Below are 25,195 nucleotides of genomic sequence, written 5' to 3'. Positions count from 1 at the left end.
TATTTTGGAGAATGAAATGGATACACAACCTCTGCGCGTCGGCATCGGCGGCCCGGTCGGTTCCGGCAAAACCGCGCTGACCCTGGCCCTGTGCCTGGCCCTGCGCGAGCGCTACAACCTCGCCGTGGTCACCAACGATATCTACACCCGCGAAGACGCCGATTTCCTGGTGCGCAACGAAGCCCTCGCGCCGGAGCGGATCATCGGCGTGGAAACCGGCGGCTGCCCGCACACGGCGATCCGCGAAGACGCCTCGATCAACCTCGAAGCGGTCGATCAACTGAACCGGCGCTTTCCCGGGCTGGATCTGATTCTGGTGGAGTCCGGCGGCGACAACCTCTCGGCGACCTTCAGCCCGGAGCTGTCGGACCTGACCATCTACGTGATCGACGTCTCCGCCGGCGACAAGCTGCCGCGCAAGGGCGGCCCGGGGATCTGCAAGTCCGACCTGCTGGTGATCAACAAGATCGACCTCGCGCCACTGGTGGGCGCCTCGCTGGAAATGATGGACAGCGACACCAAACGCATGCGCAACGGCAAGCCGTTCGTGTTCAGCAACCAGAAAACCGGTCAGGGCCTTGAAGAAATCATCGCCTTCATCGAACGCCAGGGCCTGCTGACCGCCGCCTGATCCACTTATCAACAAGGAAGCTTATCCATGACACTCAAACGCATTCTTGGCGCCGTGGCGCTGCTGCTGACACCGGCACTGGCCTTCGCGCACCCTGGGCATGGCGACAGCGGCCTCGTCGCGGGCATCAGCCACCCGATCGGCGGGCTCGACCACTTGCTGGCAATGCTCGCCGTCGGTTTGTGGGCGGCGCAGCAACAAGGCGCGGCGCGCTGGGCGCTGCCGTGCACGTTTGTCGGCACCATGCTGCTGGGCGGCCTGCTCGGTTTTGAAGGGCTCGAGTTGCCGGCGCTGGAAAGCGGGATTGCCGCCTCGGTATTGGCGCTGGGCCTGGCCGTGGCACTGGCGGTGCGCCCGCCGCTGGTGATGGCGGTGGCAGCGACGGCGCTGTTTGCGCTGTTCCATGGCGTGGCGCATGGGCTGGAGCTGCCGGAAATGAGCAGCCCGTGGGCGTATGCGGCCGGGTTTGTCGCGGCGACAGCGGTTTTGCATGCGCTCGGTTATGGCGTGGTGCGAGTTCTTCCGCAGGCAGCGGCGCCGCTGGTGCGGTTGGCGGGTGCGGCTTCTGCGGCGACTGGAGTGTGGTTGCTCGCAGGCTGATTTTTTATTGCCTGAACCGGCCTCTTCGCGAGCAGGCTCGCTCCCACAGGTTTTGTGTACGCTGCAAATCCACTGTGGGAGCGAGCCTGCTCGCGAAGACGGCCTGACAGACACCGCCTCTCTCAAGCGGTGCTCTCTGCTACCATGTCGCGCAATCGCCCCAGCCCGTGACGCCCGCCCATGCCCCACGCTTCCCGCTCCACCGCCCTGCCCGAATTGACCGCCCTGTTTGGCCAAGTGCAGCAGCACTTCCTCGACGTGATCGTGCCGCTGTGGCAAGGCCCGGGCTGGAATGCCGACATGGCGTTGCCGTACGAGGCGCTGGACGCCGCGCATCAACCGCTGCCAGTGCAGCGCTATCGGGCGATGGCCTGCGCACGGCAGCTGTATCTGTTCTCCAGCCTGATCGGGATTGTGGATAACGCCGAAGTCCGCGCCGCCGCGCTGTTCCGTTCCCTGCAACGGCATTTCCATGATGCCGAGCATGGCGGCTGGTTTTACAGCATCGACGCACAGGGCAAGCCGCTGGACCAGCGCAAGGATCTCTACACCCACGCCTTCATCCTGTTCGCCTGCGCGCATTACTGGGACAAGTCCCGGGATTCGCTGGCCGAGTCGACATTGAACGCCGCGCTGGAAATCATCGGCCGCCGATTCGCCACCGGCGACGGTTTATACGAAGCCTGCCTGGAGCGTGACTGGCTCACCCTGCAAACCGGGCCACTGCAAAATCCGCTGATGCATCTGGCCGAAGCCTTTCTGGCCACTCTGGCGGTGCGCGAAGACCCGCAAACGCAGAAGGCCCTGCTTGAGTTATGCACAGCCATGCACAAGCAATTCGTCGATCCGCAATATGGCGTGTTGATGGAGAAGCCGCTGGGCGCTGTGGATAACTGGTACGAGCCGGGGCACCAGTTCGAATGGTATTTCCTGCTCCAATCGTCGGCGCTGTTGCGCGATTCGAAACTGCACCGGGCGCTGGATCGGGCATTTGCCCTCACCGAGCAGTACGGCGTGCTGGAGTCCTGCGGCGCGGTGCGGGCGATGCTTGATCTGGAAAGCAATGGACGGCCAAGGGATTCGACCCAACGGATCTGGGCTCAAGCCGAATACCTGCGCGCGCTGACCTTGCGGGCGGACAGCGAAGCGGTGGTGCTGCGCCAGTTGCAGGCGTTGCAGCAGCGGTTTCTGCATGCCGGCGGCTGGCATGAGTGTCGCGATGAGAATGGAGAGGTTAGCCGCAAGGACATGCCTTCGACCACGCCTTATCATTTGGCGACTTGCTACCACGGTTTGGCTGCGTATCTTCGCTGACCGAACAATTGCTATCGCGAGCAGGCTCGCTCCCACATTTTGGAATGCATTCTCCTGTGGGAGCGAGCCTGCTCGCGAATGGCCTCAGCGCGGTATCAAGCCTTGTTACGCTCGATGGCAAACCCGGCCCAGGTCTGGCTCACCGGCATCAGTTCGAGGCTATTGATGTTGATGTGCGCGGGGGTGTTCATCACCCAGAAAATCGTCTCGGCGATGTCCTGTGGCTGGATCGGCTCGGCGCCGGCGTAAGTGGCGTTGTAGCGTTCCTGGTCACCGGCAAAACGTACCAGCGAGAACTCGCTTTCGCACAGGCCGGGTTCGATGTTGCTGACCCGCACGCCAGTACCTTGCAGGTCGCAACGCAGGTTCAGCGAGAACTGTTTGACGAAGGCTTTGCTCGCGCCGTACACGTGGCTGCCCGGGTACGGGTAGTTACCGGCGATGGAACCGAGGTTGACGATACCGGCGCCACGGCCGTGGGCAATCAGCCGTGGCAGCAGCAGGCGAGTGGCGTACATCAGGCCTTTGACGTTGGTGTCGACCATGGTGTCCCAGTCATCCAGATCGCACTTGGGCGCCGGATCGACGCCGAGCGCCAGGCCGGCGTTGTTGATCAGGCCACGGAGTTTGGCGAACGACGGCGGCAGGTTGGCGATAGCCTCCTCCATCGCTTTGCGATCGCGCACATCGAGAACCAGACCATGCACTTCGGTCTGCTTCGACAGTTCGGCGCACAGGGCATTGAGGCGTTCTTCACGACGGCCGGTCAGTACCAGCTTCCAGCCAGCCTCGGCAAAACGCCGGGCACAGGCTTCACCAAAACCGGACGTCGCGCCGGTGATAAACAGGGTGTCGGACATCGTGTTCTCCTTGCTTCGGCCGCCACGGCAGCCCTTGGAATAGAAAATCAGCAGGCAGCATGCCCGCCCTCGCGAATACGGGCAACACTTGCCAGCTGTACAAAAATCAACCAAGTGCGCCAAGACCTTAGCCTGCGTGGCCTGCAGCCATGTGCACGCATGTTATCCACAATCTGCTCCACAGTTTCCGGGGGCAAGTGCAAACGTGCAAAGCCGCGCCACACAAGGCTTTGCGGGCGAAATGGAAAGTTTTTTGCTTGACCGTGAGGCGGGGGATGTGCGGGACAGGGCATTTTGCACGACGGACGATGTCACCGGATGATTGCGCGAGGCCAGCAATTACGGTGCTCCGCGAGGTCTTTCCAGAGTTTAATCACAGACTTATCCACAGGCTTTCACACACGAAAGTACCCAACCTGGATGCGCTATAAAAAGGTTGACAATGGCGCCTCACGCCTGCGTGAAACTGACTGATTAAAAAACAATCACAAGCCTGGAGGCCACGGATTACAAGGCCTGCAACCATATACACCCACGTTATTCACAGCCAGCTCCACAGTAACCGGGGACAAGTCAAAACTGTGCAAAAACAGCCATTTGCAGCGTCTATATGTCGCGCTTTGGCAGCTGGGAGAATTTGTTTTCCACAATTCTGAATTCCGCTTGATGTCATGCCTTGATTCCATGTAGGAGCTGCCGAAGGCTGCGATCTTCTGATTTTTTTAAGATCAAAAGATCGCAGCCTTCAGCAGCTCCTACACAGTGAGTTTGAAGGATAAAAAAGCCCCGGGACTCTTGTCGCCGGGGCTGTGTGCAACCGCGAGAAGAATCAGTGCCCACCAAGATAGGCGTTACGCACCTCCTCATTCACCAGCAGTTCTTTGCCGGTGCCGGTCAGGCGAATCTCGCCGTTGACCATCACATACGCCCGGTCCGACAGCTTCAGCGCATGGTTGGCGTTCTGCTCGACGAGGAAAATCGTCATCCCGGTTTTCGCCAGCTCGCGCAGCGTGGCGAAGATCTGCTTCACCACGATCGGCGCCAGACCCAGGCTCGGTTCATCGAGCAGCAACAGCTTCGGCCGGCTCATCAGCGCACGGGCGATGGCGAGCATCTGCTGTTCACCGCCAGACATGGTCATCGCCCGCTGATTGCGTCGCTCCTCAAGCCGTGGAAACAGCTCGAACATGCGCTGCATGTCCTCTTTGGCGTACTTGTCGCCAATCGGGATGGTGCCCATCAGCAGGTTTTCCTCGACGGTCATGTCGGGGAAAACCCGCCGCCCTTCCGGCGACTGCGCGATACCGTTGGAGGCGATGTAGTGCGAGGACTTCTGCGTGATGTCGACGCCCTGATAGAGAATCTGCCCGCCCGCCGCTCTCGGCTGGCCGAAGATCGACATCAGCAAGGTCGACTTGCCGGCGCCGTTGGAGCCGATCAGGCTGACGGTCTCGCCTTCGTTGATCTGCAATGAAACGCCCTTGAGCGCCTGGATGGGGCCGTAGAACACGTCCAGATTGCGTAGTTCGAGGATCGGTTGGCTCATACCAGCTCCTCTTCGTCAGCGCCCAGGTAAGCCGCAATCACTTTCGGATCGTTGCGGATCGCTTCCGGCCCGCCTTCGGCGATGACGATGCCGTGGTCGAGAACCACGATGTGATCGGAAATGCTCATGACCATGCCCATGTCGTGTTCGATCAGCACCACGGTCAGATCGTGCTCGTCGCGCAGCAGCCGGATCATCGCGCTGAGCGCTTCGGTTTCCTGAGGATTGAGGCCGGCGGCCGGTTCGTCGAGGCAGATGATCTGCGGCCGCGTGCACATGGCCCGGGCAATTTCCAGACGCCGTTGTTGGCCGTAGGACAGCTCACCGGCCAGACGGTTGGCGCAGTCGACCAGATCGACCACTTCGAGCCAGTAGAACGCGACATCCAGCGCATCGCTCTCGGCCTTGCGATAGCCCTTGGTGTTGAGGATGCCGGCGAGCATGTTGCGGTTGACCCACATGTGCTGCGCCACCAGCAGGTTTTCCAGCACCGACATTTCCTTGAACAGGCGAATGTTCTGGAACGTACGGGCGAGACCGGCACGGTTCACCAGGTGAGTACCGCCGAACATTTTGTAGTACATGCGGCTGAGGAAGGATTTCGGCGAGACGAAATCGGTCGCTTTGAACGACTCGCCCAGCAGCTGGATGACGTTGGTCTGCTGGCCGCGCACATTGAGTTCGATCTTGCCGCCCGTGGCCTTGTAGAAACCGGTCAGGCAGTTGAACACCGTGGTCTTGCCGGCGCCATTGGGGCCGATCAGGGCGAAGATCGAATTGCGTTTGACCTTCAGGCTGACATCGCTCAAAGCCTTGATGCCACCGAAATGCATCATCAGTTTTTCAACAGAGAGTACGACTTCACTCATGGCGCAGTCCTCTCGTAGTGAATGGCACCTTTGCGTGGTTTGACCCCGGTGCGGCTGATGCGGATCAGCCCGCGTGGTCGCCAGATCATCATCAACACCATCAGGATGCCGAACAGCAGCACGCGGTATTCAGCGAAGCCACGCAGCAGTTCCGGGGCGACGGTGAGCACGAATGCGGCGATGACCACGCCGATGGTCGAACCCATGCCGCCGAGCACGACGATGGCGAGGATCAGCGCCGATTCGAAGAAGGTGAACGAGGTCGGGTTGACGAAGCCTTGATAGGTGGCGAAGAACACCCCGGCCAGACCCGCCGTCGACGCACCGATGGTGAACGCCGAGAGCTTGACCAGTACGTGGTTGAGGCCCATCGAGCGGCAGGCGATTTCATCTTCACGCAGGGCTTCCCAGGCGCGACCGACCGGCATCTTCACCAGCCGATGCTTGACGTACAACACCGCCAGCACCACCAGGAACAGCACCGCGTAGATGAAGTAATACTTCACGTCGGGGTTGTAGGTCAGGCCGAAGAACTCATGAAACGGCACCCCGCCATCCTTCGCCCGCTTGCCGAACTCCAGACCGAAGAACGTCGGCAATGGCGCCGGCATGCCGTTCGGGCCGCCGGTCAGGGACAGCCAGTTGTTCAGCACCAGACGAATGATTTCACCAAAACCCAGGGTCACGATCGCCAGATAGTCACCGTGCAGACGCAACACCGGGAAACCGAGAATGCAGCCAGCCAGGCCTGCGGTGATTGCCGCCAGCGGCAGCACGGTCCAGAAACCCAGACCGAGATACTGGTAACCCAATGCCAGACCGTAGGCGCCGATGGCGTAGAACGCCACGTAACCGAGATCGAGCAGCCCGGCCAGACCGACCACAATGTTCAGCCCCAGCCCCAGCAGCACGTAGATCAAACCAAGGATGACCACCCCCAGCAGATAGGAGTTGGAGACAAACGGCACGATGATCGCCAGCACGATAATCAGCGGGATGATCCAGCGCAGCCGTGATTTGTAATCCGCCGGCAGCACGTGCACACCGGAACCGCTGCTCTCGAATCCGTCGAGGATCTTCAAGCCTTTGGGTGTTTGCAGGAACAGGCTGAGGGCAAAGCGACCGGCCATGACGATGGCAATGATCCACGCCACGCGAGTCGCTTCGAGGTTGAAGCTGTAGCCGTCGAGGACCACGCCGACAATCGGCCCGAACACGATCAGCGCAATCAGGCCGGCAAGAATCGCCTCGACCAGACTTTTTTTGATATCGATGGATTTTTCAGTGGTTGCAGACATCGCTTACACCTTCGACACAAGAGGACGGCCCAACAGGCCCTGCGGCCGGAAGACCAGTACGAGGACGAGCAGCGAGAAACTGAACACGTCTTTGTAGTCGGAGTTGACCAGACCGGAGAACAGCGACTCGGAGATGCCGAGGATGATCCCGCCGAGCATCGCGCCGGGCAGTGAACCGATGCCGCCCAGCACCGCTGCGGTGAACGCCTTGATGCCGATGATGAAGCCGGCATAGAAGTCGAACGTGCCGTAGTTCATGGTGATCAGCACACCGGCCAGTGCCGCCATGGCTGCACCGATGATGAACACGTAGGAAATCACCCGGTCGGTGTTGATCCCCAGGATCGAGGCCATCTTGCGGTCTTGCTGGGTCGCACGGCACATGCGGCCGAGCTTGGTGTATTTGATGATGTAGGTCAGCAGCCCCATGCCGACAAACGCGGCGATCAGGATGAAGACTTTGGTGTAGGTCAGTTGCACGAAGCCGGTGCCGACTTCAACACGCCAGGCACCGGTCAGCAGCGTAGGCACGCCCTGTTGTTTGGCGCCCTGAGCGATCTGTGCGTAGTTCTGCAGAATCAGCGAAATACCGATAGCGCTGATCAGCGGCGCCAGGCGGGTCGAGTTACGCAGGGGTTTGTAGGCAACACGCTCGATGACCCAGCCATACACCGCCGTGACGACGATGGTGAAGATCAGCGTGCCGAGCATCAGCAGCGGGAAGGATTCGATACCGAAGTAAGCCAGCAGAGCCAGACTGATTGCCGCCAGGTAAGCGGAAATCATGTAAACCTCGCCGTGGGCGAAGTTGATCATGCCGATGATGCCGTAGACCATTGTGTAGCCGATGGCGATCAGGCCATAGACCGACCCGAGGGTCAGGCCATTGACCAGTTGCTGCAGGAAAATACCATCCATAACGCAATCTCACGCAGTGAGAACCTGCGCGCCCATGACGCGCGGTTCTTCTAGGAAAAATACAGATGTACGTCGGAGCAATGTCGGAGCGTGATCAGCCCGATCGCCACTGATCCCTCTGTGGGAGCGAGCCTGCTCGCGAAAGCGGTTGAACACTCAACGCAGAGGTTGTTTGTCAGTGCGTCTTCGCGAGCAGGCTCGCTCCCACAGGGGATCGGTGGTGATCAGATGATCGCTTCAGCCCTTACTTCTGCTTTTCCAGCTGGTGGTATTTGCCGTCCTTGTCCCACTGGTAAACCACGTAGTCGGAGACTTTCAGGTCGCCTTTGGCGTCCCAGGTCTTCTCGCCCATCACGGTTTTCACCGGATTGGCTTTCAGCCACTTGGCAGCGGCTTCGCCGTCGTTTTTCTTCGCGCCATTGAACGCTGCCGCCAGGGTCTGAACCGAGGCATAGGCGTACAGGGTGTAGCCTTCAGGCTCGGTGCCGGCCTTGCGGAACGCGTCCACTACGGTCTTGCTTTCAGGCAACAGGCGCGGGTCGGCGCCGAAGGTCATCAGCACGCCATCGGTGAATTGCGGGCCGCCAGCGGTGGTCACCAGTTCGTCGGTCACGATGCCGTCGTCGGACATGAACTTGACGTCTTTCAGACCTTGTTCACGCAGCTGACGAACCAGCGGACCGGCTTCCGGGTGCAGGCCGCCGAAATAGACGACATCGGCGCCGGCGCCACGGATCTTGGTGACGATGGTGCTGAAGTCTTTCTCGCCACGGGTCAGGCCTTCGTACAGCACAGGCTTGACGCCGCGTTTTTCCAGCTGAGCCTTGGTGGCGTCAGCCAGGCCTTGGCCGTAGGTGTCCTTGTCGTGCAGCACAACGACTTTCTTGCCCTTGAGCATGTCGACGATGTAATCGCCGGCAACGATGCCTTGCTGGTCGTCACGTCCGCACATACGGAACATGGCGCTGAGGCCGCGTTCGGTCACTTGCGGGTTGGTCGAGCCCGGAGTGATCGCGATGATCCCGGCTTCGTCGTAGATTTCCGACGCTGGAATGGTCGAAGAGGAGCAGAAGTGACCGACCACGCCGGCGACTTTCTGGTTGGTGAGGTCCTTGGCGACCGTCACTGCCTGCTTCGGTTCGCAGGCGTCGTCGCCTTTGACCAGGACGATTTTTTCCCCGTTGACGCCACCCGCCGCGTTGACCGCATCGGCCGCCGCCTGTGCACCCTTCATGTACTGCTCGCCGAATGCCGCGTTGGCACCGGTCATAGGACCCGCTACACCGATCTTGATATCAGCTTGAGCAAACGCAGAAACACCCAGCGCAGTAGCGACTGCGAGGGCCAGAAAGCCTTTCTTGTAAAACGTCTGGGACATGAGGTGGTGCTCCAAGGTTTTTTTTAGTTGGCACTGCGACTTCACTTCACTCAAAGCTCAGAGCAAGGCCCGTGCCATCGGCTTTTTATTCTTCAAAAAGTCGCTGCGTTGTTGTTATTTCGACTGTTTCGGTCCCATTTTCATTGGGCGTGCAACCGTCTAAACCGCGGAAGGTGAAACCATTTGTTTTTTCAGGCGCAACCCGCACGCGCCATCATTGCAACCGCAGCGACAAATGACGTGCAACCAGCCTGTAACAGCCCGCGTCACCGAACTGCACACTGCTGGTGCGGGACTGCTACAACCCGCACCATTACAGGCTAGTCGCTGGATGCAAAAGCGCCGCTTGCGGCAACAAATTTCAACACTCAAATAACGATGCGCAGGCACTGGCCCGCGTGATACAGGGAAAACCCGGCCTCGTACAGGCAACTGCGCAAGCCCACACCGGCCAGGGGCTGCATCGGTGCGAAGGGAATCGGCAGTGCCTGCGGATTGCCGTTGCACAGGTAATCGGCAAAAGCTTTGCCGACCACCGTGCCGGTGGTGACGCCGCGACCGTTATAACCGGTGACGGCCACCAGTCCCGGCGCCGGTTCGAACAGGCGCATCAGGTGATCAGGGGTAAACGCGATGCGCCCGGTCCAGGTGCATTGCCACTCGACCGGCTTCAGATTGGGGAAGTAATGCTGCTGCACCCGATCGGCCCAGGCTTTGAGAAACCAGGTCGGTTTCTGGTTGCCATTGCCGAGGCTGCCGAGCAACAGGCGCCCGTCCTTGTCACGGCGGATGCTGCTCAATACCTGACGGGTGTCCCACGAGCCCTGCCCGCCCGGGAGAATTTCTTGCGCAGCGTCTTCGGTAAGTGGCACCGAGGCGACCTGGTAGTAATAGCCGGGAAAGAAATTGCGCTTGAGTTCGGTCCAGTCGCCTTCGGTGTAAGCATTGGAGGCGATGACCACTTGTTCGGCGAGTACCGAACCCTGGGCGGTTTGCACCGACCACTTCTGCCCGACGCGCTCGAGGCGAGTCACCGGCGAATGATCGAACATCTGCCCGCCGAGCCCGCGCACGGCATTGGCCAGCCCGGTGACATAGGCCATCGGATTGAGCGTGCCGGCGCGGCGGTCAAGCAACGCGGCGGCGATTTTCTGCGTGCCGGTGGCTTGCTCGCAGGCCTTGCCGGTGAGCAGTTCGACCGGCGCGCCACGACGTTTCCATTGCTGCTCGCGACTGCGCAGATCCGCCTCGCCCTTGGCGTTATGCGCCATGTGCAAAGTGCCTTCGCGGCGCAATTGGCAATCGATAGCGTATTTATCCACAAGGCTGAACACCAGCGCCGGCGCCGCACCGAGCATGCGGTTGAGCTGACTGCCGACCGCCTCGCCGAACCCCGCTTCGATCTCGTCCGGAGGAATCCACATGCCGGCGTTGACCAGCCCGACATTGCGCCCGGAGCCACCGTGCCCTGCGCGATGCGCTTCCAGCACGCAGACGCTTTTGCCTTTTTCCAACAGATGCAGCGCCGCTGACAACCCGGTGAACCCGGCGCCGATCACACAGACATCGACCTTGACCTCGCCCTTGAGCGCGGTGTTATCCGGGCGTTGTGGCGTGAGCGTTTCCCACAGACATTCTTCGCGTAACGGCATTGCCAGACTCCAACAGAAACCCAACAAACACACAAACCTGAGTGAGCCCCCTGTGGCGAGGGGATTTAGCGAAACGTCGCACCGCCCCGCTGGGTCGCGGAGCGGCCCCAAAATTTCAAAAGCGACGACTGCTTCGCAGCCGAACGGGGATAAATCCCCTCGCCACAGTGCTCACTCCTACAGAGGATCTCCACCTGTCAGTCGAATGTAATGCCCTGCGCCAACGGCAATTCCAGCGAGTAGTTGACGGTATTGGTCTGCCGCCGCATGTACGCGCGCCAGGCATCGGAGCCGGACTCACGGCCGCCGCCGGTTTCTTTCTCGCCACCAAAGGCGCCGCCGATTTCCGCGCCGCTCGGGCCGATGTTGACGTTGGCGATGCCGCAGTCACTGCCGACCGCCGACATGAACCGCTCGGCCTCACGCACGTCGGTGGTGAAGATGCACGATGACAAGCCTTGCGGCACGGCGTTGTTCAGGCGCAGCGCTTCCTCGAAATCGCTGTAGCCGACCACGTAGAGAATCGGCGCGAAGGTTTCGCTGCAGACCACATCGCTCTGCTCGGGCATTTCCACGATGGCCGGCGACACGTAATAAGCATTGGGGAATTGCTCTTCCAGTTGGCGCTTGCCACCGAACACCCGGCCGCCTTCGCTCAGCGCCTGTTCCAGCGCATCCTGCATGTTTTCGAAGCTGTGCCTGTCGATCAGCGGGCCGACCAGATTGCCTTGCAGCGGATGGCCGATGCGTACTTTCGAATAGGCAGCCTTGAGGCGCGTGACGATTTCTTCCTTGACCGATTCATGGGCGATCAGACGGCGCAAAGTCGTGCAGCGTTGCCCGGCGGTGCCGACGGCGCTGAACAGAATCGCGCGCACTGCCATGTCCAGATCGGCGCTCGGGCCGAGGATCATCGCGTTGTTGCCACCCAGTTCAAGAATGCTGCGGGCGAAACGCGCGGCGACTTTCGGCGCCACTTCGCGGCCCATGCGCGTGCTGCCGGTGGCGCTGATCAGCGCAACACGCGGATCATCGACCAGCGCTTCGCCGGCATCGCGACCGCCGATCACCACCTGGCACAGGCTCGCCGGGGCATCGCTGAAATTCTTCACTACGCGATCAAACAGCGCCTGACAGGCCAGCGCGGTCAGCGGGGTTTTCTCTGATGGCTTCCACACCACCGGGTTGCCGCAGACCAGCGCCAGGGTGGTGTTCCACGCCCACACTGCGACCGGGAAGTTGAACGCGCTGATGACGCCGACCACGCCGAGCGGATGCCAGGTTTCACGCATATGGTGGCCCGGGCGCTCGGAGGCGATGGTCAGACCGTACAACTGGCGCGACAGGCCAACGGCGAAATCGCAGATGTCGATCATCTCCTGTACTTCACCCAGGCCTTCCTGAGTGATCTTGCCCGCCTCCCACGACACCAGCTCGCCGAGATCGGCCTTGTACTCGCGCAACACTTCGCCGAACTGGCGCACAAGCTCACCGCGACGCGGTGCCGGCACCTTGCGCCATTGCTCGAATGCATGATCTGCGCGACTGATGTGTTGCTCGACTTCGGCAGCGCCCTCCCAGTTCACCGAGGCAATTTCACCGCCATCGATGGGCGAATGCACCGGCACCTTGCCGTTCTGGTACAGGGCCGGGTTGACTCCCAGACGATCAAGCAATGCGGCTACCATCGGTCTCTCCTCAAGCAAAAACAGAATGTGTGCGGCCATCCTTTGCATGGCCGGGCAGGCCTTTAGTTGTAGCCTCACTGCGGCGATGCAACAAACGACCTTTACGCCAGATATCATTCCGTTTATTCATGCTGCCTAGCGAAAGACAAGAAAAAGGACTGGCCATGCTGAACAGACGCCACTTGCCCTCGATCACCGCGCTGCAATGCTTCGAGGCCGTGACCCGGCACCTGAGTTTTACCCGCGCCGCTGAAGAGCTGAACCTGACCCAGAGTGCGGTGAGCAAACAGGTCGCACAGCTTGAAGAGCTGTTGCAGCACTTGCTGTTCCGCCGCGTGCGTCGGCGTTTGCAGATGACACCGGCCGGGGATTTGTATCTGGTCGAGGTCAGAAAAATCCTCAGCCAAGTGGAGATGTCGACGCATTACCTGCGTTCCTACGGCGGCGAGACCGAAGTCCTGCGCGTTTCCACCCCTTCGACCTTCGGCGCCCGTTGGCTGGTGCCGCGCCTGAAAGGCTGGCGCCTGCGCCATCCGTCGATTCATCTGGATCTGTGTAACGAACAGGAGGCCGATGATCTGTTGCAGGGGCGCAGCGATCTGGCCTTCTATTTCGGCCAGGCTTCGCGGCCGGGCACCGAATGCCTGAAATTGTTCGGCGAACAACTGGTACCGGTCTGCGCCCCGGGCAGCCTGCCGGACACGCCATTCACTGACCCGACGCAACTCACCGACCTGGTGCTGCTGCAAAATGCCTCGCGACCGCAGGCCTGGCACGACTGGTTCGACAGTCAGGGCCACCACACCGAGCACAGCTACCACGGGCCGCGTTTCGAAACCTTTTACATGTGCATCCGCGCCGCCCAGGTCGGTTGTGGCGTGGCGCTGCTGCCACGGTTTCTGGTGGAAGAGGAATTGGCCGAAGGCAAACTGGTCATACCCTGGCAGCATGCGATGCCCAGCAGCGATGCCTATTACCTGGCCTACCCGGAGCACGCGGCGGAAGTGCCGAAGGTGCGGGATTTTGTCAAATGGATGCTTGAACAAATCGATAGCCCGGTGTGAGTCAACCGGGATCCCTGTGGGAGCGAGCCTGCTCGCGAAAGCGTCGGGTCAGCCACATCATCTTTAACTGACACACCGCATTCGCGAGCAGGCTCGCTCCCACAGTGGATCTGCGGCGCTCTGAAAAAATGCTGGCAATCCCCACCGCCGATATGCGCCACTAGCGCCATCGATATAGACCGCGCCGGGCGCGGCGCAACTGGAGACCCGTTTATGAGCGAGAGTGTGTTTGCCGATCGCATCGTGCAGAACCTGCTCGACACCGACTTCTACAAGCTGACGATGATGCAGGCGGTGCTGCACAACTACCCCAACGTCGAAGTCGAATGGGAGTTCCGTTGCCGCAACGCCGAGGATCTGCGTCCGTATCTGGCCGAGATTCGTCATCAGATCGAGCGTCTGGCCGAGCTGAGCCTGAGTGCTGATCAGTTAAGTTTTCTCGAGCGCATCAGCTTTCTGAAACCGGATTTTCTGCGTTTCCTTGGCCTGTTCCGCTTCAACCTGCGCTACCTGCACACCGGCATCGAGAGCGGAGAACTGTTCATCCGTCTGCGCGGGCCATGGCTGCATGTGATCCTCTACGAAGTGCCGCTGCTGGCGATCGTCAGCGAAGTGCGCAACCGCTATCGCTACCGGGAGACTTCGCTGGAGCAGGCACGCGAACAGCTGTATCGCAAGTTCGACTGGCTGACCGCCAATGCCTCGGCCGATGAGCTGTCGCAACTGCAGGTTGCCGATTTCGGCACGCGCCGGCGCTTTTCCTTTGGCGTGCAGGCCGAAGTGGTCAACGTCCTCAAGCATGACTTCCCGGGGCGTTTCGTCGGTACCAGCAACGTGCATCTGTCCCGCGAACTGGACATGAAACCGCTGGGCACCATGGCCCACGAATGGATCATGGCCCATCAGCAACTCGGCCCGCGCCTGATCGACAGCCAGATCGCCGCGCTCGATTGCTGGGTTCGCGAGTACCGTGGCCTGCTCGGCATTGCCCTCACCGACTGCATTACCACCGATGCGTTTCTTGGCGATTTCGATCTGTTCTTCGCCAAGCTCTTCGATGGCCTGCGCCACGATTCCGGGGACCCGGTGGCGTGGGGTGAAAAGTGCATCGCGCACTATCACCAGCTCGGCATCGACCCGATGAGCAAGACCCTGGTGTTTTCCGATAGTCTGACCCTGCCCAAATCGCTGGAGATTTTCCGCGCGCTGCACGGTCGCATCAATGTGAGCTTCGGCATCGGTACCAACCTCACTTGTGATATCCCGGGTGTCGAACCGATGAGCATCGTGCTTAAAATGACCGCCTGCAACGGCCAGCCGGTGGCGAAGATCTCCGACGAGCCTGGCAAGACCCACTGCAAAGATCCGAATTTCGTCGCCTATTTGCGACATGTGTTCAAGGTTCCTGCCGAATCCAGTCTATCTAGCAAGGAGTGAATTCATGCAAGCCGTACAGCGTGAGATTGCTGAGCAGCTCAAGGTGCAACCACCGTTCGCCGACGATCAGGCCCTGCAGGCCGAAGTCGCCCGGCGCCTGACGTTCATCCAGGAATGTCTGGTCAATTCCGGGCTCAAGACCCTGGTGCTGGGCATCAGCGGCGGCGTCGACTCACTGACCGCCGGCCTCCTGGCCCAGCGCGCGGTACGTGAACTGCGCGAAAAAACCGGCGACGACCGCTACAAATTCATCGCCGTGCGCCTGCCGTATGAAACCCAGTTCGACGAGCACGACGCCAAGGCTTCGCTCGACTGCATCGCCCCTGACGAAATCCACACCGTGAACATCGGCCCGGCGGTCAAGGCACTGGCGGCTCAGGTGTCAGCGTTCGAAGGCAAACCGGCGGCGTCGGTGGACTTCGTGCTGGGTAATACCAAGGCGCGGATGCGCATGGTGGCGCAGTACACGATTGCCGGGGTGGCGGGCGGTCTGGTGATTGGCACCGACCATGCGGCGGAAGCGGTGATGGGTTTCTTCACCAAATTCGGCGATGGCGCCTGCGACCTCGCCCCGCTCAGTGGCTTGGTGAAAAATCAGGTGCGTGCGATTGCCCGCAGCTTTGGCGCGCCGGAATCGCTGGTCGAAAAAGTCCCGACCGCCGACCTCGAAGATCTTTCGCCAGGCAAACCGGACGAAGCGGCGCACGGCGTGACCTATGCCGAGATCGATGCGTTTCTGCACGGTGAAGCGGTGCGGGACGAGGCGGCGAAGATCATTGTCGACACGTACAACAAGACCCATCACAAGCGCGTGATGCCGTTTGCGCCTTGAGGTATGGAAATGCCTGCACGAGCCTGTAGGAGCTGACGAGTGCAACGAGGCTGCGATCTTTTGATCTTGCTTTGAAGATCAAGATCACAAGATCGCAGCCTTCGGCAGCTCCTACACAAAAAAAGCGTCCCGGGGGGACGCTTTTTTTGTGCCTGGTTTACTTGACGACGATAGTGCCTTTCATCATCGAGATGTGCCCAGGGAACGAGCAGAAGAAGCCGAAGTCACCGTCAGCTACCTTGGCCACATCGAAGGTCACCGAATCGGTTTCCTTGGCGCCGATGATCTTGGTGTGCGCGATGATGCGGGCGTCGCCATCCTTCAGGTAGTTCTTGTCGATACCGGCTGCCAGGCCGTCGGTAGCGATTGGCTGCATGTCAGCTTCTTTGCTGATCACCAGGTTATGGCCCATGACGTTCTTCGGCAGGCTGCCGGAGTGGGTCAGTTCGACGGTGAAGGTCTTGCAGCTCTTGTCGATCACGATTTCCTTCGTGTTGAAGGTCATCTGATCGGTGGAATCAACGGTGGTTTTGCACTCGGCAGCCATCAATTGGCTGCTGGCCAGCGCCAGCAGGGATACCGCAACAACTTTGGAAAACATGGTGAATCTCCAAGGCAGGGTTAACAAAAACACTAGTGGTGGAAAGACTGCCTGAAATCATCGCAAGTTCATATGACTTGAGTCAAAAATTGTATACAACTTTCAGGCTATGGCACCCATCGACACAATCTAACGGCCATTTCGTAAGGCCAGCCCTATGATCGGCCCACCTACTGAAACGGAGTGCCAGTCATGTTCTTTAACGGTCTGTTGTGCAGCTTGCTCGCCGCCTACGCCTGTGGCGCCAGCGGTACTTTTGAATCACCCGAACGCGAAGTCTAGTCCTTGGAGCGCAGCGTGCCAGTCGTTACGCTGTGCGCCTGATCGACCCAGGAGTAACGCATGTCGCTGAAATCCGTTTGTGTGTTTTGCGGTGCCAATGCCGGTACCGTACCGGCCTATACCGAAGCTGCCGTGGCCCTTGGCCGGGCATTGGCCGAGCGAAATCTGACGCTGGTCTACGGCGGCGGCGCGGTCGGCTTGATGGGCATTGTGGCTGATGCCGCGCTGGCCGCTGGCGGCGAAGTGATCGGCATCATTCCGCAAAGCCTGATGGACAAGGAGATCGGCCACAAAAGCCTGACGCGCCTGGAAGTGGTCGGCGGCATGCATGCGCGCAAGGCGCGGATGGCCGAACTCAGCGATGCATTCATTGCCCTGCCCGGCGGCCTCGGCACGCTGGAAGAGCTGTTCGAAGTCTGGACCTGGGGCCAGCTCGGCTACCACGGCAAGCCTTTGGGGCTGCTGGAAGTGAACGGTTTCTACAGCAAACTCACGGCTTTTCTCGATCATATCGTCGGCGAAGGCTTCGTTCGCGCGCCACACCGTGACATGCTGCAAGTGAGCGAATCGCCAGATTCCCTGCTCGATGCCCTCGATCAGTGGCAGCCGACCGTCACGCCCAAGTGGGTCGACCAAAAACCCGGTTAACCCCCGGACACCGATACAGGGCAGAATACGCGCCGCTCAACCTCACCTTCGACCCCAGAGGATCGCCCATGGCCAAACCCAATTACTCCTTCGCCAAACGTCAACGAGACCTGGCAAAGGAACAGAAGAAAGAGGAAAAGCTTCAGCGCAAGAAGCAAACCGCTGAAGAAGCGGCACTGAACCCTGACGGTGAAGTGGCGACCGATGATGATGTTGATGCATCCGATGCACCGAAAGATCAGACGCCCGACGCCTGAGCCCCACCGGGTTTGATGATCGAATCAGACCCTGCGGATTTGTGACGGGGCTGGCAGTTCTGCTGCCGGCCTTCACAGCCCTTTATCCTATTACCGAAAACGACGCTGCCCCTGTTTGAGCGGGCTTGCCCGCGATGGCTGCGGCACATCCAACAACGTCGTCACAGACACTCCGTCATCGCGGGCAAGCCCGCTCCCACAGGGTATTTTATCGCTCATTGAAGGGCATCACCGTAACCCGCACTTCCGGGTCGTGATTACCGCCACCGAGAATCACCCCACGCAGCGGCGACACATCGGAAAAATCCCTCCCCCACGCCAGCGTGATGTGTTCCAGCGCCGGCTGCACATTGTTGGTTGGATCGAAATCCACCCAGCCCGATACCGGACAGAATACCGATACCCACGCATGCGAGGCGTCGGCGCCGATCAGGCGTGGCTGTCCCGGCGGCGGCTGGGTCAGCAGGTAGCCGCTGACATAACGCGCCGCCAGACCGCGCGAGCGCACACAGGCCAGCATCAGATGAGCGAAGTCCTGACACACGCCGCGTCGACGCTCCAGCACTTCCACCAGCGGCGTCGCCACCTGGGTGGCTTCGGCATCGAAGGTGAATTCGCTGAAGATCTTCTGCATCAGCGCCTGCACGCCGAGCAGCAACGGTCGCCCTGGCGGAAAACAGCTTTGCGAGAACTCGACGAAGCTGCGCTTCAAATGCACATAAGGTGACTGGAACCGGTAGCGACAGGCTTCGAGCAAGTCGGCGGACAACGGCTGACTGCTGTAGGTCAGCGCATCGCGGGTCTGCTCCCACGCCGGCGACTGATTGAAATCCAGCGCCGGTCGCGCCAGCACTTCGACCGTCAGCCGGGCGTTGACCTGCAATTGGTCATGGGGCCGCTCAAAGGCCAACCGCGTCAGCGGATTGCCGAAAACATCCAGCTCATCCCGGCGCATGGTCGGTTCGGGGCTGATCAGCAACTGCTGCTCGGTGCAGCGCTGCCAGCTGCATTCGCGCGGCCACAGGTGCGCCAGTTGCTGCGCGAGGGAGACCGGGCTGTCGTAGTGATAACAGGTGTCGTGAAAGATCTGGTACTGAGCGCTCATCACACGGACACCGTTCGCTGGCTGACATCATCGACATGGGCGAAATGGCGCAGGGCCAGACGATCCGATACCTGGCCGCTGGCTTCGGCGATTTCCTGCAACAGATCGGCCAGACCATCCAGCGCGGCACGTACGCTGGATTTGCCGAACAGCGGGTTCTCCAGACAACCGAGATCAAACCGCGAGAGGCATTCGACCAGCTGCGGCAGCGCGGTTTCGCGAGGTGCGCCGAAGTCGTCGTTCAAGCGTTTCAGCGTGCGGGTGACCAGTTTCAGCTGAAACAGCACCGCGTGGGGGTTCTGCTCATCCAGCAACAGCAGATCGAGCACCGGAATCAATTGCGCCACCGCCAGATAGCGTGAGCGGTAGGTGATGCTGCTGTTACCCAACTCCAGCAACCACTCCAGCCCCGCCTGATCGAACGCACCCGCGCCGCGCAGAAACGCCGCCAGACTGCTGCTGAGAAATTGCAGGCGTTCGATGCGCCGGCCAATCATCAGAAAGCGCCAGCCTTCATCGCGGGTCATGTCATCCAGCGCAAACCCCGACAGCGCCGCCAGCGACATCACCAGACGGTTGAGGAAATCCAGCAGTTCGCCGAAGTCCGGTTCATCGACTTCCAGCTCCAGCGCCTCGCGCTGCAATTCGACCAGCGCCTGCCAGTTCTCCCGGGACAGCTTGCCGCGCACTTGCGAGGCGGCCCATTGCAGGCGTTGCAAGTTGGAGCGCAGGCTGAACGACCAATCCTCGCCCAGCAACGCAGCGAGCAGGCGCTCCGGCAGTTCGCCTTCATCGGGCAGCAAGGCCAGCCGCTCGCCGAGATCGACCGCTGCTTGCAGCGCCTGCGGATCATCGCCATCGACGTAACGCGTGAGCATGATGCGCAGCAGCCGCGCGCTGTCGTCGCAGCGTTCGCAGTAGCGGCCGAACCAGAACAGATTCTCCACTACCCGCGATGGCAGGTAAGGATCGCGCCGCACCAGATCGTGCACGCCGACATTGCGCTGCGCCTTCCACTGCTCGCCACTCGGCGCACGGTCGCTGAGCACCCAGGTGTCCTTGCTCGCCCCGCCGCGCTGCATCGACACCACTTCGGCATCAGCCTCGGCCGCCACTCGGGTCAGACCGCCCGGCAACACGCGGTAGCCATCGTGGCTGGCCACCGCATACATGCGCATGCCGATCGCGCGGGGTTGCAGATGACCGTCTTCGGCTTGCCACACCGGCGCCTGCGACAGTTGCGCAAGCTCTTGCGCGACGTAGGCATAAGGCCGTGCCTGCATACGCTGCGCCAGCTCGAGGCGCTGGCTTTCACTCAAATCACGGCCGAAAACAGGCGCGAAGCTCTGCGACGGGAACGCCGGTTTGATCAACAGCTCCGGAAGTTTTTCCAGCGCCTGCGCCAGCACCGGCGCTTCACCGCACCACCAGGTGGCGATCGACGGCAGGATCAGTTCCTCGCCGAACAGGTACTGATTGATCTTCGGCAAAAAACCCAGCAGGCCCGGCGATTCAAGCACGCCGCTGCCGAGCGCATTAGCCACCAGCACCCGCCCCTGCCGCACCGCCTCAAGCAGACCGGGGACGCCAAGCGCCGAGTCGGTACGCAGTTCCAGCGGGTCGCAGAAATCATCGTCGAGGCGGCGCATGATCGCGTGCACCCGGCGCAGGCCACTGAGGGTTTTCAAGTAAACGGTGGCATTGCGCACCGTCAGATCGCCGCCCTCGACCAGCGGATAGCCGAGCTGGCGCGCCAGATACAGATGTTCGAAATAACTTTCATTGAACCGCCCCGGTGTCAGCAGCACCACCAGCGGTGCGTCATCGCCCTCCGGTGCCTGACGGGCCAAAGTTTCCTGCAAGGTGCGGAAGAAACCGGCCAGATGCTGGACCTTAAGATCCCGGTACAAATCGGGAAAGGCGCGGGAGACGATGGTGCGGTTTTCCAGCGCATAGCCGGCCCCGGACGGCGCCTGGGTGCGATCGGCAGTGACCCACCAGCGACCATCCGGTGTGCGCGCCAGATCCACGGCATACAAATGCAAAAAGGCTGATTCGGGCGGGGCAATGCCCTGACAGGGCCAGAGAAAATTGTTGTGTCCGAATACCAGCTCGGCGGGCAGCAGGCCTTCGCTGATCAACCGCTGCGGACCGTACAGATCCGCCAGCACTGCATTGAGCAAGCGCGCACGCTGAGCGATGCCGGCGGACAATTGCTGCCACTCATCTGCCGCGATCACATGGGGCAGCAGATCCAGCTCCCACGGCCGGTCAGCGCCCTTGGGATCGGCATAGACGTTGTAGGTAACGCCGTTTTCCTGAATCTGCCGCGCCAGCAAGGCCTGACGCTGCACCAGTTGCGCCGGACTGCTGCGCTGCAACTGATCGAACAAGCGCTGCCAATGCGAGCGCACCGCGCCGCTGCCGTCGAGCAGTTCATGATAGGTGCCCGCAGTCAGCGGGTAGCGGTCTAGCAGGTCAGGCATGGAAAGCTCGGCAGACAGCAGGGAACGGTCAGACTAACGCAGGCACATGACACGCGGATATACGAAAAATCCGCGTGTTGCGCAGGCTCTAGAAACGGCGCAAATCGATGGTCATCGGTAGCTCGTCATTGATTTCTACTTTGGGTACGGGAAGCTTCCCCGGCGTGTGTCCGAGGCGGAAAAACCGCGCCATGCGCCGACTCTCCGCTTCATTGGCGTTGACCGGCAAGGTTTCGTAATTGCGCCCGCCGGGATGGGCCACGTGATACTGGCAACCGCCCAGCGAACGCCCCATCCAGGTATCGAGCAGGTCGAATACCAACGGCGCGTGCACCGCTATGGTCGGATGCAGACAGTTGGCTGGTTGCCAGGCCCGAAAGCGCACCCCGGCGACAAACTCGCCTACTCGTCCGGTCGGGTGCAACGGCACCGCGACGCCATTACAGGTCAGCAGATAGCGCTGTGGCGGCAGGCCGTTGAGCTTGACCTGCAAGCGCTCCAGCGATGAATCGACGTAGCGCACCGTGCCGCCCGCCGAGCCCTCCTCGCCCAGCACATGCCAGGGTTCAAGCGCCTGACGCAGCTCCAGCTCGATGCCATTGACGGCGTAGTCGCCGACCTTGGGAAAACGAAATTCCAGATGCGCCGCGAACCACTCGGCGCGCAACGGGTAGCCAGCTTTGTTGAGTTCGACGATAACGTCGGCGAAATCCTCTTCGATAAAGTGCGGCAGCAGAAAGCGGTCGTGCAGCTCGGTGCCCCAGCGCGCCAGTTTCGCCGGCGCATAAGGCTCGCGCCAGAACCGCGCGACCAGCGCCCGCAGCAACAACTGCTGAGCCAGACTCATGCGCGCATGGGGCGGCATTTCAAAAGCGCGCAGTTCCAGCAAGCCAAGACGCCCGGTGGCGCCGTCCGGTGAATACAGTTTGTCGATGCAGAATTCGGCGCGATGGGTATTGCCGGTGACGTCGATCAGCAAATTGCGCAGCAGTCGATCGACCAGCCACGGTGCACATTCCTCGCCCGGTTCCGGCATTTGCGCAAAGGCGATTTCCAGTTCGTACAAGGCGTCATTGCGCGCCTCATCAACCCGTGGAGCCTGGGACGTCGGACCAATGAACAGCCCGGAAAACAGGTACGACAGCGAAGGATGGTTGTGCCAGTAACTGATCAGGCTGCGCAGCAGATCCGGCCGCCGCAGAAACGGTGAGTCCGCTGGTGTCGCGCCGCCGAGGACGAAATGATTGCCGCCGCCGGTACCGGTGTGGCGCCCGTCGATCATGAACTTTTCGGTGGTCAGGCGGGTTTGCCGTGCCTGTTCATAGAGAAACTCGGTGCGCTCGACCAACTCGTCCCAGCTTGCCGATGGCTGCACGTTGACCTCGATCACGCCCGGGTCCGGAGTGACACGGAAATTGCTGAGGCGCGGATCACTTGGTGGTTCATAGCCTTCCAGCAGCACCGGGCAATGCAATTCTTCGGCAGTGGCCTCAATGGCCGAGACCAGTTCCAGATAATCCTCGACCCGCTCCAGCGGCGGCATGAACAGATACAGCCGGCCTTCGCGGGCCTCGGCGCAGAATGCGGTACGGGTCAGCCAGTCGGCGGACTCATCGATTTTCGGCACCCGCTCATCCAGCGCAGCAGGTTCGCCGTGCACACCGAGCTGCGCCGGATCCGGCAGTTCAGCGAAGTCCTGATTCGGATCGTTGGGATAGATGAACGGATATTCCGCCGCTTTCACCCACGGCTGCGAGGCCAGCGGCAAGCGGTAACCCAGCGGCGAATCCCCCGGCACCAAGCGACAGTGCTCATCGCGCAGATACCAGCGCCCGCTCTGCCATTGATCGCCCTTGGCCGTGCGCGCCAGCGGCAGCACCTGGCCGATCACCTTGTTCAGGCCCTGACTGAAGACCTTGCGCAACCGCGCGCGCTCCAGCGGTTCTTCCAGGCGCGAATCTTCGGCGCTGACGTTGCCGGGCAACGCGCCCTCGCGCCAGAGGTAATAGAGATGATCCTCGTAAGCCGGGAAGACGAAGCGCGCAGGCAACTTCAGACGCTCGGCGACGCTGGCGAGAAAGCGTCCGGCCAGTTCGCCGTCGGCGCCATAGTCCTGCTGTTCGTCGGCGATCAATGCGTCGTTGTGCCAGATCGGCTGACCGTCGCGGCGCCAGTAACAATTGAGCGACCAGCGCGGCAATTGCTCGCCGGGATACCACTTGCCCTGACCGAAATGCACCAGCCCCTGCGGTGCATATTGCTTGCGCATGCGCTGAAACAGTTCGGCGGACAGCCGGCGCTTGTCCGGCCCCAGCGCGGCAGTGTTCCATTCGGCGCCGTCCGGGTCGTCGATGGAAACGAAGGTCGGCTCGCCGCCCATGGTCAGGCGCACATCGCCTTCAAGCAGGTCGGCATCGATTTGCCGCCCCAGCGCCTGGATCGCCCGCCACTGTTCATCGGTGTAGGGCTTGGTGACACGTGGCGCTTCCCAGATTCGCTCGACCGACATTTCGTGGCTGAACTGTGTCTCGCAAGGTTCGACCAGACCACTGATCGGCGCCGCCGAGGACGGATCGGGACTGCACGCCAACGGAATATGCCCTTCCCCGGCGAACAACCCGGAGGTCGCATCAAGGCCAATCCAGCCGGCACCCGGCAAATACACCTCGCACCAGGCGTGCAGGTCGGTGAAGTCGACTTCGGTGCCTGACGGGCCGTCGAGGCTTTTCAAATCGGCGGTCAGTTGAATCAGGTAGCCGGAAACAAACCGTGCCGCCAGACCGAGATTGCGCAACAGCTGCACCAGCAACCATGCCGAATCACGGCAGGAACCGGAGGCGTGTTGCAGTGTGTGCTCAGGAGTCTGCACGCCGGGCTCCATGCGGATCAGGTAGCCGATGTCTTCACTGAGGCGCTGATTGAGCGCCACCAGAAAATCCACCGCCGGCAGTGGCGTGCGGTCGATGCTGTCCAGGTAAGCCTTGAACGTTGGCGTCAGCGGCAGGGTTTCGAGGTACGGCGCCAGCTCCTTGCGTTCATCGGCGGCGTAGCTGAACGGAATTCTCTCGGCGTACGGTTCGAGGAAGAAGTCGAAGGGATTGAACACCGCCATTTCCGCGACCAGATCGACTTCGATGCGCAGCTCTGCGGTTTTTTCGGGGAACACCAGACGTGCCAGGTAATTGCCCTGGGGGTCCTGCTGCCAGTTGATGAAATGCTGCTCGGGCGAGACTTTCAGCGCATAGGAAAGAATTCGCGTGCGGCTGTGGGGCGCCGGGCGCAGGCGGACGATCTGCGGGCCGAGTTCGACAGCGCGGTCGTAGCGATAATGCGTGACGTGATGCAATGCGACATGAATCGACACGGCGTGCCTCCTGCGAGCCTTGGGCGTATGGGAAAGCGCGCAAGACTTATGCCATGCACAGGCTTGCGCGCTTTCGCGAAATGCTCAAGGCAGTACAGCACCAAAACCGGGCGATGCGAGGAAATGCTTGGACTCAGTTGCACGCAAATGTTGCGGACGCTGATTCTTGCGGTGTTTGATCGGACGCTTTCGCGAGCAGGCTCGCTCCCACATTTGGAATGCGTTCCCCTGTGGGAGCGAGCCTGCTCGCGAAGAGGCCAGTGGCAACAACTTGATCATTCCCACGCTCTGCGTGGGAATGCAGCCCGTGACGCTCCGCGTCACAACCATGTTCGACAATACTGCGAGTAACGGCTGGAACGCGG

20 protein-coding genes are annotated in these 25,195 nt (G+C 61.0%); 8 read left to right on the top strand and 12 right to left on the bottom strand.

Annotated elements, in window-relative coordinates; all coding sequences use genetic code 11:
• Window positions 1–16 precede the first annotated feature (16 nt).
• The 3 genes from ureG (at window position 17) to AB4N41_RS11645 (ending at window position 2,545) form a co-directional block, all read left to right on the top strand.
• Window positions 17–631 carry an urease accessory protein UreG gene (ureG, locus tag AB4N41_RS11655; RefSeq protein ID WP_016771910.1) on the top strand — a complete coding sequence of 205 codons (615 nt, stop codon included), beginning with the start codon at window positions 17–19 and terminating at the stop codon, window positions 629–631.
• Between the two features lie 27 nt (window positions 632–658).
• Window positions 659–1,231: a HupE/UreJ family protein gene (locus tag AB4N41_RS11650; protein WP_041480708.1), complete on the top strand. Its 573-nt coding sequence runs from the start codon at window positions 659–661 to the stop codon at window positions 1,229–1,231.
• Window positions 1,232–1,411: 180 nt separating this feature from the next.
• Window positions 1,412–2,545 carry an AGE family epimerase/isomerase gene (locus AB4N41_RS11645; protein WP_252877342.1) on the top strand — a complete coding sequence of 378 codons (1,134 nt, stop codon included), beginning with the start codon at window positions 1,412–1,414 and terminating at the stop codon, window positions 2,543–2,545.
• A gap of 95 nt (window positions 2,546–2,640) precedes the next feature.
• On the opposite strand, the gene AB4N41_RS11640 is transcribed toward AB4N41_RS11645, so the two are convergent.
• The 8 genes from AB4N41_RS11640 to amaB form a co-directional block, all read right to left on the bottom strand.
• The gene (locus tag AB4N41_RS11640; RefSeq protein WP_016771914.1) at window positions 2,641–3,405 is read right to left on the bottom strand and encodes an SDR family oxidoreductase; all 765 of its coding nucleotides are present in this window, start codon (window positions 3,403–3,405) and stop codon (window positions 2,641–2,643) included.
• 829 nt (window positions 3,406–4,234) lie between these two features.
• Entirely contained in the window at window positions 4,235–4,951 is a 717-nt protein-coding gene (locus tag AB4N41_RS11635; protein ID WP_016771915.1) for an ABC transporter ATP-binding protein, read from the bottom strand.
• Window positions 4,948–5,820 (bottom strand): ABC transporter ATP-binding protein, encoded by an 873-nt coding sequence (locus AB4N41_RS11630; protein WP_041480710.1) that lies wholly within the window; start codon window positions 5,818–5,820, stop codon window positions 4,948–4,950. Before AB4N41_RS11630 ends, AB4N41_RS11635 begins: the two co-directional genes overlap by 4 nt.
• Window positions 5,817–7,118: a high-affinity branched-chain amino acid ABC transporter permease LivM gene (livM, locus tag AB4N41_RS11625; protein WP_016771917.1), complete on the bottom strand. Its 1,302-nt coding sequence runs from the start codon at window positions 7,116–7,118 to the stop codon at window positions 5,817–5,819. Before livM ends, AB4N41_RS11630 begins: the two co-directional genes overlap by 4 nt.
• 3 nt (window positions 7,119–7,121) lie before the next feature.
• A complete protein-coding gene (locus AB4N41_RS11620) occupies window positions 7,122–8,036 on the bottom strand; it encodes an ABC transporter permease subunit (RefSeq protein ID WP_041480712.1) in 915 nt (304 codons plus the stop codon).
• A 244-nt stretch (window positions 8,037–8,280) separates the two neighbouring features.
• Window positions 8,281–9,414, bottom strand: a complete 1,134-nt coding sequence (locus AB4N41_RS11615) for an ABC transporter substrate-binding protein (RefSeq protein WP_041480713.1) — start codon at window positions 9,412–9,414, stop codon at window positions 8,281–8,283.
• Between the two features lie 368 nt (window positions 9,415–9,782).
• Window positions 9,783–11,066, bottom strand: coding sequence for an L-pipecolate oxidase (gene amaA, locus AB4N41_RS11610; RefSeq protein ID WP_252877341.1), 1,284 nt, complete (start codon window positions 11,064–11,066; stop codon window positions 9,783–9,785).
• A gap of 197 nt (window positions 11,067–11,263) precedes the next feature.
• Window positions 11,264–12,754 (bottom strand): L-piperidine-6-carboxylate dehydrogenase, encoded by a 1,491-nt coding sequence (amaB, locus tag AB4N41_RS11605; protein ID WP_095180947.1) that lies wholly within the window; start codon window positions 12,752–12,754, stop codon window positions 11,264–11,266.
• Between the two features lie 164 nt (window positions 12,755–12,918).
• Here amaB and AB4N41_RS11600 point away from each other — a divergent pair, with 164 nt between their 5' ends.
• From AB4N41_RS11600 to nadE, 3 genes are all read left to right on the top strand, one after another.
• Window positions 12,919–13,818, top strand: coding sequence for a LysR family transcriptional regulator (locus AB4N41_RS11600; RefSeq protein ID WP_150638256.1), 900 nt, complete (start codon window positions 12,919–12,921; stop codon window positions 13,816–13,818).
• A 213-nt stretch (window positions 13,819–14,031) separates the two neighbouring features.
• Window positions 14,032–15,255 carry a nicotinate phosphoribosyltransferase gene (gene pncB, locus AB4N41_RS11595; RefSeq protein ID WP_252877340.1) on the top strand — a complete coding sequence of 408 codons (1,224 nt, stop codon included), beginning with the start codon at window positions 14,032–14,034 and terminating at the stop codon, window positions 15,253–15,255.
• Window positions 15,256–15,259: 4 nt separating this feature from the next.
• Entirely contained in the window at window positions 15,260–16,087 is an 828-nt protein-coding gene (nadE, locus tag AB4N41_RS11590; RefSeq protein ID WP_056787583.1) for an ammonia-dependent NAD(+) synthetase, read from the top strand.
• Window positions 16,088–16,244: 157 nt separating this feature from the next.
• On the opposite strand, the gene azu is transcribed toward nadE, so the two are convergent.
• Window positions 16,245–16,688: an azurin gene (gene azu, locus AB4N41_RS11585; RefSeq protein WP_252877339.1), complete on the bottom strand. Its 444-nt coding sequence runs from the start codon at window positions 16,686–16,688 to the stop codon at window positions 16,245–16,247.
• 342 nt (window positions 16,689–17,030) lie between these two features.
• Between azu and AB4N41_RS11580 the strand changes: the two genes are divergently transcribed.
• Together AB4N41_RS11580 and AB4N41_RS11575 are read left to right on the top strand one after the other, a co-directional pair.
• Entirely contained in the window at window positions 17,031–17,618 is a 588-nt protein-coding gene (locus tag AB4N41_RS11580) for an LOG family protein (RefSeq protein ID WP_252877338.1), read from the top strand.
• A 68-nt stretch (window positions 17,619–17,686) separates the two neighbouring features.
• Complete coding sequence (locus AB4N41_RS11575; RefSeq protein ID WP_016771927.1) at window positions 17,687–17,875, top strand: hypothetical protein; 189 nt, start codon at window positions 17,687–17,689, stop codon at window positions 17,873–17,875.
• Window positions 17,876–18,083: 208 nt separating this feature from the next.
• On the opposite strand, the gene AB4N41_RS11570 is transcribed toward AB4N41_RS11575, so the two are convergent.
• The 3 genes from AB4N41_RS11570 to AB4N41_RS11560 form a co-directional block, all read right to left on the bottom strand.
• The gene (locus AB4N41_RS11570; RefSeq protein ID WP_024011377.1) at window positions 18,084–18,980 is read right to left on the bottom strand and encodes a transglutaminase family protein; all 897 of its coding nucleotides are present in this window, start codon (window positions 18,978–18,980) and stop codon (window positions 18,084–18,086) included.
• The gene (locus AB4N41_RS11565) at window positions 18,980–21,466 is read right to left on the bottom strand and encodes a circularly permuted type 2 ATP-grasp protein (protein ID WP_252877337.1); all 2,487 of its coding nucleotides are present in this window, start codon (window positions 21,464–21,466) and stop codon (window positions 18,980–18,982) included. The genes AB4N41_RS11570 and AB4N41_RS11565 overlap by 1 nt, the downstream gene beginning before the upstream one ends.
• A gap of 88 nt (window positions 21,467–21,554) precedes the next feature.
• Window positions 21,555–24,830, bottom strand: coding sequence for a transglutaminase family protein (locus AB4N41_RS11560; protein WP_252877336.1), 3,276 nt, complete (start codon window positions 24,828–24,830; stop codon window positions 21,555–21,557).
• Window positions 24,831–25,195: the final 365 nt, after the last annotated feature.

Source organism: Pseudomonas sp. S2_A10, assembly GCF_054668465.1.
The sequence above is the reverse complement of the archived record's forward strand: the minus strand, read 5'-3'. Positions and strand labels throughout refer to the sequence as shown.

What these genes read in the sequence shown, in the direction of transcription:
- ureG (WP_016771910.1), top strand. Translation starts at nt 17, where the DNA reads ATGGATACACAACCTCTGCGCGTCGGCATCGGCGGCCCGGTCGGTTCC.
- AB4N41_RS11650 (WP_041480708.1), top strand. Translation starts at nt 659, where the DNA reads ATGACACTCAAACGCATTCTTGGCGCCGTGGCGCTGCTGCTGACACCG.
- AB4N41_RS11645 (WP_252877342.1), top strand. Translation starts at nt 1,412, where the DNA reads ATGCCCCACGCTTCCCGCTCCACCGCCCTGCCCGAATTGACCGCCCTG.
- AB4N41_RS11640 (WP_016771914.1), bottom strand. Translation starts at nt 3,405, where the DNA reads ATGTCCGACACCCTGTTTATCACCGGCGCGACGTCCGGTTTTGGTGAA.
- AB4N41_RS11635 (WP_016771915.1), bottom strand. Translation starts at nt 4,951, where the DNA reads ATGAGCCAACCGATCCTCGAACTACGCAATCTGGACGTGTTCTACGGC.
- AB4N41_RS11630 (WP_041480710.1), bottom strand. Translation starts at nt 5,820, where the DNA reads ATGAGTGAAGTCGTACTCTCTGTTGAAAAACTGATGATGCATTTCGGT.
- livM (WP_016771917.1), bottom strand. Translation starts at nt 7,118, where the DNA reads ATGTCTGCAACCACTGAAAAATCCATCGATATCAAAAAAAGTCTGGTC.
- AB4N41_RS11620 (WP_041480712.1), bottom strand. Translation starts at nt 8,036, where the DNA reads ATGGATGGTATTTTCCTGCAGCAACTGGTCAATGGCCTGACCCTCGGG.
- AB4N41_RS11615 (WP_041480713.1), bottom strand. Translation starts at nt 9,414, where the DNA reads ATGTCCCAGACGTTTTACAAGAAAGGCTTTCTGGCCCTCGCAGTCGCT.
- amaA (WP_252877341.1), bottom strand. Translation starts at nt 11,066, where the DNA reads ATGCCGTTACGCGAAGAATGTCTGTGGGAAACGCTCACGCCACAACGC.
- amaB (WP_095180947.1), bottom strand. Translation starts at nt 12,754, where the DNA reads ATGGTAGCCGCATTGCTTGATCGTCTGGGAGTCAACCCGGCCCTGTAC.
- AB4N41_RS11600 (WP_150638256.1), top strand. Translation starts at nt 12,919, where the DNA reads ATGCTGAACAGACGCCACTTGCCCTCGATCACCGCGCTGCAATGCTTC.
- pncB (WP_252877340.1), top strand. Translation starts at nt 14,032, where the DNA reads ATGAGCGAGAGTGTGTTTGCCGATCGCATCGTGCAGAACCTGCTCGAC.
- nadE (WP_056787583.1), top strand. Translation starts at nt 15,260, where the DNA reads ATGCAAGCCGTACAGCGTGAGATTGCTGAGCAGCTCAAGGTGCAACCA.
- azu (WP_252877339.1), bottom strand. Translation starts at nt 16,688, where the DNA reads ATGTTTTCCAAAGTTGTTGCGGTATCCCTGCTGGCGCTGGCCAGCAGC.
- AB4N41_RS11580 (WP_252877338.1), top strand. Translation starts at nt 17,031, where the DNA reads ATGTCGCTGAAATCCGTTTGTGTGTTTTGCGGTGCCAATGCCGGTACC.
- AB4N41_RS11575 (WP_016771927.1), top strand. Translation starts at nt 17,687, where the DNA reads ATGGCCAAACCCAATTACTCCTTCGCCAAACGTCAACGAGACCTGGCA.
- AB4N41_RS11570 (WP_024011377.1), bottom strand. Translation starts at nt 18,980, where the DNA reads ATGAGCGCTCAGTACCAGATCTTTCACGACACCTGTTATCACTACGAC.
- AB4N41_RS11565 (WP_252877337.1), bottom strand. Translation starts at nt 21,466, where the DNA reads ATGCCTGACCTGCTAGACCGCTACCCGCTGACTGCGGGCACCTATCAT.